This window comes from Streptomyces sp. NPDC057474 (assembly GCF_042802555.1).
Classification (GTDB): Bacteria; Actinomycetota; Actinomycetes; order Streptomycetales; family Streptomycetaceae; genus Streptomyces.
In genome coordinates this window covers 22,390-35,799 of the sequence record NZ_JBHVDX010000093.1, presented here as the reverse complement: position 1 = coordinate 35,799, position 13,410 = coordinate 22,390, and the positions used below count along the sequence as shown (strand labels likewise).

General features: G+C 68.4%; 10 protein-coding genes and 3 pseudogenes. 5 read left to right on the top strand and 8 right to left on the bottom strand.

Annotated elements, in window-relative coordinates; all coding sequences use genetic code 11:
- Positions 1 to 169: 169 nt before the first annotated feature.
- Positions 170 to 340, bottom strand: coding sequence for a hypothetical protein (locus ACFU53_RS24965; protein ID WP_383996410.1), 171 nt, complete (start codon positions 338 to 340; stop codon positions 170 to 172).
- A 257-nt stretch (positions 341 to 597) separates the two neighbouring features.
- Between ACFU53_RS24965 and ACFU53_RS24960 the strand changes: the two genes are divergently transcribed.
- The gene (locus ACFU53_RS24960; protein ID WP_383996420.1) at positions 598 to 1,527 is read left to right on the top strand and encodes a hypothetical protein; all 930 of its coding nucleotides are present in this window, start codon (positions 598 to 600) and stop codon (positions 1,525 to 1,527) included.
- Positions 1,528 to 1,529: 2 nt separating this feature from the next.
- On the opposite strand, the pseudogene ACFU53_RS24955 reads toward ACFU53_RS24960, so the two are convergent.
- Together ACFU53_RS24955 and ACFU53_RS24950 are read right to left on the bottom strand one after the other, a co-directional pair.
- Positions 1,530 to 2,071, bottom strand: a pseudogene (locus tag ACFU53_RS24955) (alcohol dehydrogenase catalytic domain-containing protein); the annotation flags it as partial.
- A gap of 18 nt (positions 2,072 to 2,089) precedes the next feature.
- A pseudogene (locus ACFU53_RS24950) lies at positions 2,090 to 2,384 on the bottom strand (PadR family transcriptional regulator); the annotation flags it as partial.
- A 44-nt stretch (positions 2,385 to 2,428) separates the two neighbouring features.
- On the opposite strand from ACFU53_RS24950, the gene ACFU53_RS24945 reads away from it, so the two are divergent.
- Both ACFU53_RS24945 and ACFU53_RS24940 read left to right on the top strand, forming a co-directional pair.
- The gene (locus ACFU53_RS24945) at positions 2,429 to 3,418 is read left to right on the top strand and encodes a BtrH N-terminal domain-containing protein (protein ID WP_383996408.1); all 990 of its coding nucleotides are present in this window, start codon (positions 2,429 to 2,431) and stop codon (positions 3,416 to 3,418) included.
- Between the two features lie 118 nt (positions 3,419 to 3,536).
- Complete coding sequence (locus ACFU53_RS24940) at positions 3,537 to 4,115, top strand: DUF4240 domain-containing protein (RefSeq protein ID WP_383996405.1); 579 nt, start codon at positions 3,537 to 3,539, stop codon at positions 4,113 to 4,115.
- 76 nt (positions 4,116 to 4,191) lie between these two features.
- On the opposite strand, the pseudogene ACFU53_RS24935 reads toward ACFU53_RS24940, so the two are convergent.
- Positions 4,192 to 5,353: pseudogene (locus ACFU53_RS24935) on the bottom strand (RNA-guided endonuclease InsQ/TnpB family protein).
- Between the two features lie 50 nt (positions 5,354 to 5,403).
- Here ACFU53_RS24935 and tnpA point away from each other — a divergent pair.
- Entirely contained in the window at positions 5,404 to 5,832 is a 429-nt protein-coding gene (gene tnpA / locus ACFU53_RS24930) for an IS200/IS605 family transposase (RefSeq protein ID WP_383996403.1), read from the top strand.
- 99 nt (positions 5,833 to 5,931) lie between these two features.
- Here tnpA and ACFU53_RS24925 read toward each other — a convergent pair whose 3' ends face one another.
- The 4 genes from ACFU53_RS24925 to ACFU53_RS24910 form a co-directional block, all read right to left on the bottom strand.
- Complete coding sequence (locus tag ACFU53_RS24925) at positions 5,932 to 7,065, bottom strand: IS630 family transposase (RefSeq protein WP_383996417.1); 1,134 nt, start codon at positions 7,063 to 7,065, stop codon at positions 5,932 to 5,934.
- Between the two features lie 117 nt (positions 7,066 to 7,182).
- Complete coding sequence (locus ACFU53_RS24920; RefSeq protein WP_383996400.1) at positions 7,183 to 7,779, bottom strand: HD domain-containing protein; 597 nt, start codon at positions 7,777 to 7,779, stop codon at positions 7,183 to 7,185.
- A 294-nt stretch (positions 7,780 to 8,073) separates the two neighbouring features.
- Positions 8,074 to 11,022 carry an AAA family ATPase gene (locus ACFU53_RS24915; RefSeq protein ID WP_383996397.1) on the bottom strand — a complete coding sequence of 983 codons (2,949 nt, stop codon included), beginning with the start codon at positions 11,020 to 11,022 and terminating at the stop codon, positions 8,074 to 8,076.
- 465 nt (positions 11,023 to 11,487) lie between these two features.
- Positions 11,488 to 13,089: an ISL3 family transposase gene (locus ACFU53_RS24910; RefSeq protein WP_383996414.1), complete on the bottom strand. Its 1,602-nt coding sequence runs from the start codon at positions 13,087 to 13,089 to the stop codon at positions 11,488 to 11,490.
- A gap of 128 nt (positions 13,090 to 13,217) precedes the next feature.
- Here ACFU53_RS24910 and ACFU53_RS24905 point away from each other — a divergent pair, with 128 nt between their 5' ends.
- Positions 13,218 to 13,343 (top strand): hypothetical protein, encoded by a 126-nt coding sequence (locus ACFU53_RS24905; RefSeq protein WP_383996423.1) that lies wholly within the window; start codon positions 13,218 to 13,220, stop codon positions 13,341 to 13,343.
- The last annotated feature ends 67 nt before the right edge of the window (positions 13,344 to 13,410 follow it).

Genomic DNA, 13,410 nt, shown 5'->3' with positions numbered 1-13,410 from the left:
CGAGAGCTACCTCGCCGGCCTCCACCTCCGTGCCTCGATGATCTGGATCAACGACCTCCTGAAGGCCAGCTGATCACAACGTCACACAGGCCCTAGAGCCGCACAGCGCTCAAGGCGCCCCTCACGACAATCACCCGCGCCGTCTCTACGCGCCGGGTAGCCCTTGGATTCAGGCTGACTCGGCGAGTTCGATGCGGAGGCGGCCACGGGTGCGCATCAGGATTCGGCCGAGCATGTTCTTTCCGCTCCCGGTTCTGCCCCGGCCCCAGCAGAGCAGCACCGGGCGGGTGAGGCGGTGGTAGACCGGGAAGAGGTCGAGGTCGTACATCCGGTCGAGCATCTCGAGGGACCGCTCCCGCTCGGGCCGCAGGTGTGCAGTTGCCCCTCACATATCGCTCCGTAGCTCCGCCGGAAAGGGGGCCGACTGCCGATCGGGACCGTTCCATCGTAGGACGCCGACAAAAGGCGAAGATCATCCCCGAAGGGGAGGCCCCAGGGCCCACCGCGGTGCGGCGCAGGGCCAGTGACCCTGGTCCCTTCGCGTCGAGGAGCAGCCTCGAGGTGCGCGGCAGCCCGGCCCGGGCGAATCTGATGATCATGCGGCGTAAAGGTGCGCGATGCAGCGAAGGCCACGACGTGGAGAAGGCTCTGAGCGAGCTCTACGCCATGCCGCCACCCGAATTCGTCTCCCGCCGCGAGGTGCTGGCAGCTGAGGCCAGGACGGCCGGACGCGTGGAGGATGCCCGTCGAATCCATGCCTCCCGCCGTCCCTCCCTCGCGGCCTGGGCAGCGAACCTGCTGCTGCGCTCCGAGCCGGAGGAAAGCCAACGGTTCCTGGAGCTGGGGCGCGCGCTGCGCGAGGCCTACCAGAGCTTGGACGCCGGCGGGATCAAGGCGCTGTCCGAGCAGCGCCGGAGCATCGTGTCCGCGATGTCGCGGCAAGCTGCCGAGCTCGCCGTCGAGGCCGGACACCGGCTGTCGGACACGGTGCAGCGGGACGTCGAAGCCACCCTGCGCGCCGTGCTCGCCGACCAGGACGCAGCCGACCGGTGGGCCACCGGCCGTCTGGAGAGCGCCCTCGCCCCGCCGGCGGACTTCCCCAGCCGCACGACCGCGACGGCCGGCACGCCCCGGAAGCCGGCCCGAGCGGCGGCCGCGCCGGCTTCTGCACGGACTCGTGCCAAGGACGAGGTCGCCGAGCGGCGCCGCCAGAAGCAGGAGCAGCTCGGTCAGGCCCGCGAGGCGGCCCGGGCCGCCGATCAGCAGCTGCGTGAGCTGCGCGCCGCGCAGGCGGAAACCGACGTCTTGCTGAAGAGGGCACGCGACCGGCACGGCCAAGCCGCAAGGGAGGTGTCCGCCGCCGAGCGGCGACTGCGGCAGGCACGCGAGGAACTCCAGCGAGCCGAGCGGGACCGAGAGGAAGCGGAGAAACAGCGTGAGGCGGCTGCCGAAGCCGCGTCCCGGGCCGAACAGGCAGCAGGCGAGGCCGCCCGGGAAGTGAAACGCCTGTCCGGGCCGGTCGGGTAGCGCAGCAGGGGCCAAAAGGGAATCTCGGTGCTGTCCAATGCCCGTGGCGTAGGCGGCGGCGACGGCCCCGCCCGCGGCGACGGCGTTGTCGAGGTCGGCGTTGTCGGACAGGGCGACCTCGATGATCCGGTCGACGCCCCGCGGCGTGTAGGCGCGGATCGTCGCCGCCGGATCGTCGGCGTCAAGGGCGACGGCGTGGGAGGCGACGACCGGGTCGACGCGGTCGAGGTCCGCGGTGCGGCGGACCGTGGCGATCACGGTCGCGCCTGTCCAGCGGACCAGCTGGGCGGTCAGGGAGCCCTGATGGTGTCGACTCCGTCTCCCACCGCGTCGACGAGCCCGGCCGCGTCGCTGTGCGGGATCACTCTGGGATCGGCATGGATGAACCGAGCCAGCCGCGTCGCTTCTTCGTGTCGCCGGGATTGACCCCCGACACGGTGACACGGACGCGAACCTCGCCGGGACCGGGGATCGGGTCGGGCAGTTCGCCGACGTGCAGGACATCGGCGGCCGGGCCCTGTCCGTCGTACCAGGGCGCAAGCATGGGGTCCTCCGTGGGCGGTCAGCTCGTGGGTCGTTCGGTCGTGGGCGGATCGGCGCGCGTGCCCGTGGTGACAGACGCGGCGCGCCGTGCCCGTGGTGACAGACGCGGCGCGTTCTTCACCGAGGGTTCGCGCAGCCAGGCGCGTTCGGCACGGCTGGTGGCACGAGCGGTGAGCAGCATGACGCGCCGATACGGGTCGGCCATCTCCTCGGCCCGCAGGGGCCGGTCGCCGGCGTAGAAGAAGCTCGCCGGTTGCTCCAATAAACTCAAGCCGCCTCCGTAGTGCCGCGTGCTGTTCATCCATGTCGGGCAGGAGCTGATGACCCGGCTGATCATCCCTGTCGAGGAGAGCGCAGCATGACCGTAGTAAGAGGCATCGAGGCTCGCGGTACGCAGCACTGCGAGACGACAGCCCTGGGGGTGCTGCTGCGGCACCAGGGGCTCGATCTGTCCGAGCCCATGCTCTTCGGTCTCGGCTCCGGCCTCTCCTTCATCTACTGGGACAGCAAGAGCATGGGCTTCCCCTTTCTCGGAGGGCGGGTCAAGCCTTTCGACCTCACCAGAAATCTGGCCGCCGGACTCGGCTTGGACCTACTGGTCAAGGAGACGAGCTCGCCCCGCAGGGCGTGGGAGAACGTGGCGGCCCCCATCGACGCCGGCCGCCCGGTCGGACTGCAGCTCGACAGCTACTACTTGGACTACTTCGGGTCGAAGGCGCACTTCGGCGGCCATGTCGTCGCCATGTACGGCTACGACGACCACGACGCCTACCTGATGGACACCGACCAGCAAGGTGGCGCGGTGACCACCAGCCTGGCCGGCCTCGCCCAGGCCAGAGCCGCACGCGGCCCGATGACCGCCAAGCACCGCTCGTTCATCCTCACCACTCCAAGGAGGCCGTCCTCCCCACAGGGCCGGATCATTCCCGCCATCACCGCCTGCGCCGACGCTTTCCTCAACCCGCCCATCACCAACCTCGGCCATCGAGGCATCAAGAAGGCCGGCAAGCTGGTACGTACATGGCTTCAGCGCACCGACAACCCGCGGCAGGACCTGCCGCAGGCCGCCCGTCTGATGGAGAAGTCCGGAACCGGCGGCGCCCTGTTCCGCAACCTCTACCGTGACTTCCTCGCCGAGTGCACCGAACTACTCGACAGCAGCCACCTGCGCACCGGCCACACGCTGTACACCGAGGCAGCCACCCTGTGGTCGGAAGTAGCAGCGCTGATCGAGGAAGCTGGTGAATCAGGCGAGGAACAGTGCCTCCAGCAGGCCGGCGCGGTTCTCTGCGACCTCTCACGCATCGAGTACGAGGCCATGCAGGCGCTGAGCTGCCTGGAGGTGTAAGGCATTCGGCGCGCTCCAACCTGTCGGCCAGCCCCCTTCACCTGGGGTGATACCGTCGATGAGATTTCTGAGCTCACTCACCGTCCGTTGTCAGAACCCTGTTCTAGGCTCCCTGGCCATGAAGATCAATGACTGGTGGGAACTCATCGAGCGAGGACGTAGGGCGGTCGGCGACCGGGCCGACGACAGGGACCTGCCTGATGATCCACTGCCTGAAGCGCTCACCGACGTGATCGCCACATTGGAGCGTAGGGAAATCATCGACTTCTACCTGAAGCACATCGAGGTGACCGACTCCGCGTACCGGCGTCCACTGTGGAATGCCGCCTACCTCATCGAGGGCGGCTGCGGAGACGACGGTTTCATGGACTTCCGCGACGGGCTGGCCCTGCTCGGACGGGACACGTTCACCCAGGCCGTGGCCGATCCCGACTGCCTGGCCGGCCTACCCGTGGTCGTCCGCATGAGTCGTGGCGAGAGCGGCTGGGTCGGCTTCGAGTCGCTGAGCCGTCTGGTCCAGGACGCATACCAGAAGGTCCAGGGCGAGACCGACTCGCTCGACGTCGCGTTGCAAGCCGCTGTCCCTGACATGGCGCGTCCCGACAAGGCCACCGGCGACGACTGGGACGTCGAGGACGACGATGAGATGCGGCGCCACCTGCCCCGGCTGGCCGCGCTGTTCCTCGAGTCAACTTGACCCGGCCCTAAAGGACCGGGCTTGGAGGTAGTGCCCAACTGGCTGCTGGGGTGGACTCCTCCGTCCAGACACCCCGTTATGGGGTGGCAGGGACGCGTGACTCACGCCCCGCATTCCACACGTTCTCGCCACGGGTGGCGATGTTGTGGGAGGCGTTCCGGTCGGCGTGGGCAACGACCCCGCACCCCCGGCAGATGAAAAGCCCCTGGTCGACACGGTTGCGCTTGTCGACGTGGCCGCACTCGGCGCACGTCTGCGACGTGTACGCGCAATCAACGAAGACCAGGGGCACACCGGCCCGCCTGGCCTTGTAGACGATGAAGTCTGCGAGCTGGGCGAAGGCCCAGGAGTGGAGTGCGACCCTCCCCCACTGCCTTAAGGGCGTGGGAGGTACCCCCACGGGCTTGCGGAGCCGTACCCGGTTGCGGATGCCCTTGATTTCTTCGAGGGACAGGCCCCGCCCGGTGCGTTCAGCCTCGGTCACGATCGTCTTGGAGATGATGTGGTTCTGGTTGGCGGCGTGCCGCGCCTCTTTGCGGGCACGAGCCTTGAGCCGCCGCTTGGCGCTCCTGGTGCGCTTCTTCTGGAGCTTGGCACGCAGGGCAAGCTGTCGCTTGCGGTACCGGTTGAGCCCCCGCCCGGCCGCGAGGTAGCCGGTGGAGGCGGTGGCGATGTTCTCGATACCGAGGTCCACGCCGATGAAGCCGTCCGGCGCGTACTGCTCGGCCTCGGGCACGTCGCAGGTGGCGAGGAGGTAGAACACGCCGTCGCGCTCGGTCAGGTCGGATTCGCCCGGCCGGTGCGCCTGGAGCATCTTGAGCGCGTCGGCGGAGCAGGCGAAGCGGATGTTCTTGACCCGGCCGTCCACGGTCCAGACGGACACGGTCCGCTGGTCGTACTGCCAGCTCAGGCACCGGTCGTCATACGGCTGGGCGGCCTCGGGGCGAAAGGTGATGGGCTTGGACTCGGCCTTGCGGCGACGCCTGGAGCCTTCCTTGCCGAGGCTGCCGGCCCGCATGTTGGCCTTGAGCGTGGTGTACGAGTCGCGCACCTTCTTGATGACGTGTTGCGCGGCCTGCGCTCCCAGCCCACGGGTTTTGAGTTCGGCGTAGGTGTGCGCGCAGCTCGTACTCACGCGGCACGCCGTGCTCGAACGCCACCTCCGACACCCAGTTCGCGGCGTCATTGACCGTACCCAGGGTGCGCTCAAGCGCGGATGCCTGCGCGGCGTCCGGCATGAGCTTGACCTGCGTCACGATCTTCACGGGCGTGATCGTAGCATTGATCTATGTCACCACGCTGGGAGCCAAACCCCGATATTCGCAGGGGCCGTAGCGTTGTCCACACCCTGCACGCCCACTTGGTCTTCACCCCCAAGTACCGGCGCGGACCGTTCACCGACGAGATCCTTCGGCGCTGCGAAGAGGTCATGCGCGACGTGTGCACCGACTTCGGCGCGGAGCTGCGGGAGTTCAACGGCGAACACGATCACGTCCACCTGCTCGTGCACTACCCACCCAAGGTCGCCATCTCCCGGCTCGTCGGCTCCCTCAAGGGCGTCTCCGCCCGGCGCCTGCGGCAGGAGTTCCCCGCCCACATCCGCAAGTACCTGTGGGGCGAACACTTCTGGTCGCCGTCCTACTTCGCCGCCTCGTGCGGCGGCACCCCGCCCGCTGTCATCAAGGAGTACATCGAGAACCAGAAACGTCCCGGCTGAGGTCAATAGCGCAGACCCGTGCGCCCGTGCGGGTCAGAGCAGTGCCAAGAAGCGCTTCCTCCCGGGCGTGAACACCCGGGGTTCCGCGCCAGTGCCGCATCAGGCAATGTTCGCCCTGTTGACGACTTCGCGTAGCCGCTCGTCCTGGGCGTTCTTGTTCCGCCAGATGATGTAGCGGCGGATTATGCTGCCCTGTTCTTTGTGGCTGGCGTGGTCGGTGCCGTCGAGGGTGAAGTAGCGCAGGGCGGTGAACTGGGCCTCGATGCGGTTGAGCCAGGAGCTGTTGGTCGGGGTGTAGGCGAACTCAACGTTGTTGGCCGCGGCCCAGTCGCCGACCCGGCTGTCCTTCTTCGTGGTCAGGTGCGGGGAGAAGTTGTCGAGCACGATCGCGATACGGATCTCTGGCGAGTAGAGGCTACGCAGGTAGCGGCAAGCCTCCAGAAACCTTGTGCGGTTCTTCTTCGGCTTGATGTGGCCGTAAAGCCTATCCTTGCCCAGGTCATAGGCGGCGAACAGGTGCCTGACCCCGTGTGGGCGGGTGTAGGTCGCCCGGCGTCGGGGCCTGGGCTCGCGGCCGGGGCCCTTGTGTCGGCCGCCGCGCTCGGCCCATTGCCGACCGGGGTGAGGCTGGAGGTTGAGCGGCCCGAACTCGTCCAGGCAGAAGACGACGTTGGGCTCGCCTTCCTCGGGTATGACCTCGCCGTCGGCGATCGCGTAGAGATGCTCGACCCGGGCCTTCTTGGCCGCGTAGTCCGGGTCGCGTGAGGTCTTCCAGGTCTTTATGCGTTGAAACGAGACGCCCTCCTCGCGGAGCAGGACCCGAAGGCCCTCGTGGCTGATATCGTCGACCACCCCCTCAGCGACCAGGAAGTCGGCCAGCTTGGCCAGGCTCCAGGTCGAAAACGGCAGGCCGTGCTCGGTCGGCCTGGACTTGGCGATCTTCTTGATCTCGCGTCGCTCGGGCATACTGAACGTTCTGGGCCGACCGCCCTTGTACTTGGGGTAGAGCGAGTCGAAGCCGTCGGCGTTGAAGTTGTGGATCACATCCCGGACCCGGTCCGCGCTGGTGAACGTCACCTCGGCGATCTTCGCCACCGACATACCCTGCGCGGATAACAGCACCATCTGGGCCCGCCGCCAAGTCACCACCGAACCGGTGCCTCGGCGGACGATCCGCAGCAGTTGCTGCCCCTCGTCGTCATCGATTTCTCGGACTCGTACCCGTTCTGCCACTTGCACAGCTTGGCGCAGACGCGCCACCCGGACGGCACGTCAGATCACAAGAGGGCGAACGTCGCCGGGCCTCCCCGGGGCTTTGGCACGGACCTATCTGACACGGCGCTGCCGACCTCAAGCCTGCGCGTGGCCGTATCGCGCCCTGGCTGAGGTCAGGTCGGGTTCGCCGAACCTGGCACGCAGAAGGTCGAATGCGTGGACCTTGTCCGCGCCGAACTTTTCCACGTGCGCGGCATAGGAGTCGGCGGTGAGGAACGTAGGGGGTGTCGTCTTGCTGTGGAACTTGTCCGCGTACATGACCAGTTGCTCTTCGATGGTCTCGGCCAGATAATCGGCCTCGGGTATGGCGAGCTTCTGTTCGCGGATGTCGTGCCGGGTAAGACCAACTCCCGTGTGGCAGGAGCAGAAGCGGCGCAGGCGCTCCGGGAAGCCCTCCTCTTGGAGGATCTCGTGGCCGAGGACGCCATGGCGGATGTAGTTGCGGTGATCGAGCCGACCGGCCTGGTCGTATAGCCGGTAGACGCCGATGTCGTGGAGCAGGGCGCCAACACGGACGAGGTCGGCGTCGAGGGGGAGGTCTGTCTGTGCCACAAGCTGTTCGGCGATGCCGCAGACGATTTCGCAGTGGGTGAAGACGAAGTCCAGCGCCTCATGCGATGGCGCGTACCGCTCGTGCAGCGCGCGTACCTCATTGACCGTCGGAAGGATCACTCCGGCAGCGTACCTTCCCACCCACAAGCGATCTGCCGCCCACACAGCCAGCCGGGCGCCACGCAGGGCGTACCCCCCGGCGGTGACCGTAGCAGGGCGAACCTTGCCTGATGCGGCACTAGATCATGCTGAACAACGGCAACGGAACGTTCATGAGGAGTGCTCCTTTGAGGGTAGGAGGCACAGCATCGCCACTGGCTGCGTACGTCCAGGATTCCAGCGCCGGTCCCCCGGTACATCCGTAGTAATACGCAACTCCCCTGCGTAACCGGGCGGTTGGCGGGGCCCCGCGTGCTATCCGAGTGTGCTGCCGCGCGCCACCAGGGACGCCAGCGCGGCGCGGGAGGACACTGCCGTCTTCCGGTAGATCCGGGTGAGGTGGCTCTCGACTGTGCGTCGGCTGAGGTAGAGCTTGGTGGCGATCGCCTGGCTGGTGAGGCCTGCGGCGACCAGCTCGGCGATCTCCCGCTCGCGCAGCGTCAACCTGGCCAGCCCACCGGCCTGGTCGACCTGTTCGACCGGTGCCGCCGGTGCCGCCGGTGCCGCTGGGCCCTCGAACACCGCCGGGTGTACCAGTTCGGCCAGGCCGGCCAGCAGTCGTGCTCCGCCCTTGGAGGCCAGGTGGGAGCCCCGGCGCCACATGGCGGCCGCGCGGGGGCCGTCTCCGGCGGTTTTCATGAGGGGGGCGCCGAGCAGCAGGGATTGCGCCTCCCTCAGTACCGCCCCGGACCGTACGCTCTCGGCCGCGGCTTCGGCGAACATCCGGGCCGCGCCGGCCGTGTCGCCGCGGTGTGCCGCGATCTGGGCGTGGCTGCGCAGAGCTGCTCCGCGCTGGGCCGGCAGGTGGAGCTGTTCGGCTTCCTTGTGGGCGCGCTCGGCCCAGTGTTCGGCTTCTTCCACGTCGGCGGTGGCTATTGCTGCGGTGGTGAGCAGTTCCAGGAAGTTGGGGCGTACCGAGGGCTGCAGCCGCCGCAGGTCGCTTCCGCCGCCCGCCCGCAGCAGGACTTCCCGTACCCGGTGCGGATCACCTGCCATGTACGCGGCGTAGGCGAGCATGCACCAGGCCAGTGACGCCCACCAACTGTCGCTCGTTCCGGCTGCGGCTACTGCCTCCTCGGCGACGGCCAGTGCGCCGGGATCGCCCGGAGGGCGTGCCTGCAGCAGGATCTGGGATCTGAACGCCAGGTTGAGGGCGAGCAGTTCGCTGCTGCCCAGGGCCCGCGTGATGGGCTCGGCCTCGTCGGCCAGTTCCAACGCGGTGGTGATCCGGCAGGTGTGGAAGTGGACGTGGGCCTTGCACAGGAGGAACTGTGGCAGCAGATAGAGCTGGCCGGTCCGCCGGGCGATCTCCAGTCCGCGGTCGGCGTGCCGCTCCGCGGTGGTGTAGTTCTCCAGGAATACCTCGGTCCAGGCCAGTCTGGACAGAGATTCGCACCGGCCGGCGAGGTCGTCGTCGGTCAGCGCGTCCGCCAGCTGAGCCGCGGGTTCGGCGAACCTGCGGGCCGCGGCCATGTCGCCCTCGTATGCCTCGCCCATGGCGACCAGCGCCAGGGCGCGCACCTCGCGGACCTCGTCACCGAGGGAACGTGCGGTCGCCAGAGCCTCGGTGACCTCCGCGCGCACCTCCGGGAAGCGGGCTGCGGACAGCGCGCAGAAGCCCAGTCCGAGGCGGAGCTCGACCGTCTGGGCAGCCGGTCGTCCAGGCGACCGGGCCAGTTCGCGGCGGAGCAGCGCGTCGCTCTCCGAGTAGCGCCCGAGCCGGCGCTCCATCAGGGCACACAGGGCGATCGCGGACGTGCGGACGGCATCGTCGTCCGCAACTGGCATGTCGATCACCTGATGCAGCAGCTTCCGGCTCTCCCTCAACCCGCCGGTCAGGCCGAGCGCCTGGGCGCGAAGCAGCATCAGTTCGCGGCGCCTGGAACGGTGTTCCAGGGTGTCCGGCAGGAGACGCAGCACGACCTCCAGCCAGTGGGCGGAGATGGCCGGAGTGGTCACGGCGGTCTGCTCGGCGGCCTCGACAAGTACGGCGGCCGCCTGCGGGTCCCAGCGAGTCAGCGACTGCTCGAGGTGGTGTGCCTGCTCGACGGCGGACGCGCCGGCCCGGGCCAGCTCCGCTGCCGCCCGACGATGGAACTCCTCACGTCGCCAGGGGTCGATGCCTTCGCGGACCAGAGCCCGGATCAGCGGGTGGCGCAGCGCCAGCCCACGTCCCCCCTGTCCGGGCCGCACCAGATCCCGCCCCATCAGCTGTTGCAGCGCCTCGACGATGTCGGCCACGCCGGAGCCGGTGAGGTCGCTGATCATGGCGGGAGTGGTGTGGTCTCCGAGGACTGCGGCCGCCTCGACCGTCCGGCGCTCCAGCGGACTCAGCGGCGACAGCTCGTCGATCAGCAACGCCTTGAGGTCGGCGGACAGGATGTTCTGCCCGCCCGACACATCGGAGGCCGAGCCTGTCGAGGAGGGCGTCCGGGGCAGCCGGGCCCCGCGCTGGGCCTGGAGGAGCGCGAGGAAGTACAGCGGATTGCCCTCGCTCACCGCGTAGAGCTCGGCCGCCTGCGGACGCGGCAGGTCGAAGGCCAGTTCCTCGACGCAGTCGCGTTCTCCCAGCGGCCCCAGCGCGAGCCGCAGCACCGCTCCGGTGTCCACACCACGGGCCAGCGCGGTGGCGATCCCCGCCGGTACCTGACGGTCACGTCGTGAGACGACGAGCAGCAACGGGGCCGGCACCGGGTGCCGGACGAGGTGGTCCACAAGCTCCAGCGATGCCGGGTCCGCCCAGTGCAGGTCGTCCAGCATCACCACCAGCCCCGCGCCACCGACACGTCCCAGCAAGCCCGCCGTCGCCTGATACAGCCCGAAACGGTCGCCGGCACCCGGCCCGCCCGGTCCTTCGACATCGCCTCGCAGAACCGGGGAGAGCTCCGACAGCGCCGGAAAGGCCAGCAGTGCTCGCCGGTCGAGGTCGGCGAAAGCATCGGCGAACGGCCGGAACGGACTGTGCCGCTCGTACTCCGTGGCCCGGCCACGCAGCACGGTCAGCCCCCGGCGGCGGGCCCGCGCGCAGAACTCCACCAGCAGCCGACTCTTGCCGATACCCGCCTCACCGGTGACATCGACGACCGCTGGACCGCCCTTGCCCAGCCGCTCCAGCACCGAGTCCAGCCGGCCGATCTCCGCAGCCCTGCTGACGAACGGCGCCGTGTCAGCGTGCTCCTGCGGCCCGTCATACACCTCTGCCACCACGAATCCCCTAACGGACGGAATCTCACCACGCGCCCCGGCCCCCTGCCGCCCTGGCCGATCCCGGCCGGGTCGGAGTGCTGACGTCCGGTTTTCATCTATGGCACGTTTGTACAACATGGCTATGACAACGCTGTGGGCCACCGGGGCGGCATCCACATGACACACGCGAGGTTCGCCTTCGACCCGATCCCGATTACGACCACCACCGTGCGGGGCCGGGCTACCACGTACCGGAGAAACCGGCCTGAGCGCGCTCGCGGCAACCGTTCCCTACACTCCGTTACTCGACATCTCGAAGGCGTGAGGGAGATCACACCCACTGTCCGCACTTGTCAGGTTGGTCAAAAGACCACGAAGTGGGTCAGTTTTGATCCGCCGTCAGAGGGTCTCGATTCAGGTTCTGGGTCACTTTTGGTGCTGTCTCGGCAGAAGGTCACCGCCCGTGGCGGTGGCGGCCCTGGGTCACGCGGCGAGGAGTACGCGCTTGCGCAGGAGGTCGAGGTTGGCCCGGCCGAACATCTGCCGCTTCAGCATCTTGATCCTGTTGACCTGGCCCTCGACCGCACCCGAACTGAACGGCAACGTCAACCCAGCAGTCACCGCCAACTGATCGCTCCTGACCCCATTCACGAACGAATGCATCTCTGGCAGGTCGTCGGCCTGGACCTTCTCGATCCATCCGGGTAGCTGGTGGCCGGTTCGGGCGTTCATCATCTCGGCGAAGGTGTGGACGTGGCCGGCGGTGGCGTCGAGGTCCGGGCATCGGGCGAGGATGGCCTTGAGCTTGAGGGTCTCGTCCGGGGTGAGGCTGTCGGGGTGACGGGTGATCCAGCCGGTCACGTCCCTCACCGAGGGCGGTCGGACTTTCTCGCGTGGGGTGGCACCTGATCGCAGTGGGCGAAGGTAGTCGCGCAGGACCGTGAGCCCGCCGCGGTAGCCGACGGTCCTGATCTCCTCGAAGAGGGCGGCGGCGCTGGTGCAGCCTTCGTTCCAGCGTTGGTGGAGGTAGGGCTTGTAGTCGTCGAGGATGCTGGGCCGGCCCTGCCACTTGCCGGCCACCAACTCCTGCCAGGTGGTGGCGCGGGCAAACCGGCGGACGGTGTTGCGGGCCAGGCCCAGTTCGCGGGCGATCTCGCGCTGGGCGCGGCCCTGGTCGAGCAGGGCGTGTACGGCCCGGTGGCGCTCGCGGGTCCGGTCGGCGCATCGGTGGGCGGTGCCGGCCGGACGGCCGGCCTTGGCGATCTTCTCCAGTTCTGCGACTGCGGCGGCCGATGCCTGCGGTGTCGGGGGATCGGCGGGTTCGCGCAGGTGGGCGGCATGACGGGTGACACACCGGTCCACAGCCTCGGCGAGGTTGTGCCAGACATGCCAACGATCAGCGACTTGCACGGCGTTCGGGGCGCCTGCGCGGGCGCCCTCGGCGTAGGCGGTGGCCCGGTCGCGGCAGATGATCTCGACGCCGGGGTGCTCGGCGAGCCATCGGGTCAGCGTTGCCGCTTCCCGGTCCGGCAGGAGGTCCACCGGCCTGCGGGTCTCGATGTCGATCAGGACGGTGCCGTAGACGTGCCCCTTACGCAGGGCAAAGTCGTCAACGCCCAGGATGCGGGGCGTGGTTGGCTGCGGATCAGGCAGGGACCGTATCAGCCGCAGGAGGGTGGAGCGGCTGGTGACCGCCTCGAGGACGCTCGTCAGCCGGGCGCCGGCGCGACCGGCCAGCATCAGCGCGACCACCTGCAGGACAGCGTGCAGCCGTTCGCTGCGTCGGCCGTAGCGGAAGGTCAGCCCGGCGACCTGTTCGGCGAAAGTGGTCCTGGGACACGCGGCCACAGCGCAGCGGAACCTGCGCACCCGCAGTTGGATCACCATCGGGCGGCCGCCCACAGCGGCGTCAGCGAGCCAGCGGTCGTAACCGCTGTGGACGCGCCCGGATGTCCCACCGCATTCCGGGCAGATCGCGTGCGTCGCGACAGCACGGGCGACGACGAGGACCCGGTCGTCCCCGAGCGTGATGTCCTCGATAACCAGGCCGTCCACCTGCGGGAACAGCATGTCCCGCCATTCCATGTCTCTCACGGGCGGTCATGCTCACAGGGTCAGCGATCGGACGCGTGGCAAGCACCGGAACTGATCAGATGCCGATGCATTCGTTCGTGAATGGGGTCAGGCGCGATCAGTTGGCGGTGACTGCTGGGTTGACGTTGCCGTTCAGTTCGGGTGCGGTCGAGGGCCAGGTCAACAGGATCAAGATGCTGAAGCGGCAGATGTTCGGCCGGGCCAACCTCGACCTCCTGCGCAAGCGCGTACTCCTCGCCGCGTGACCCAGGGCCGCCACCGCCACGGGCGGTGACCTTCTGCCGAGACAGCACCAAAAGTGACCCAGAACCT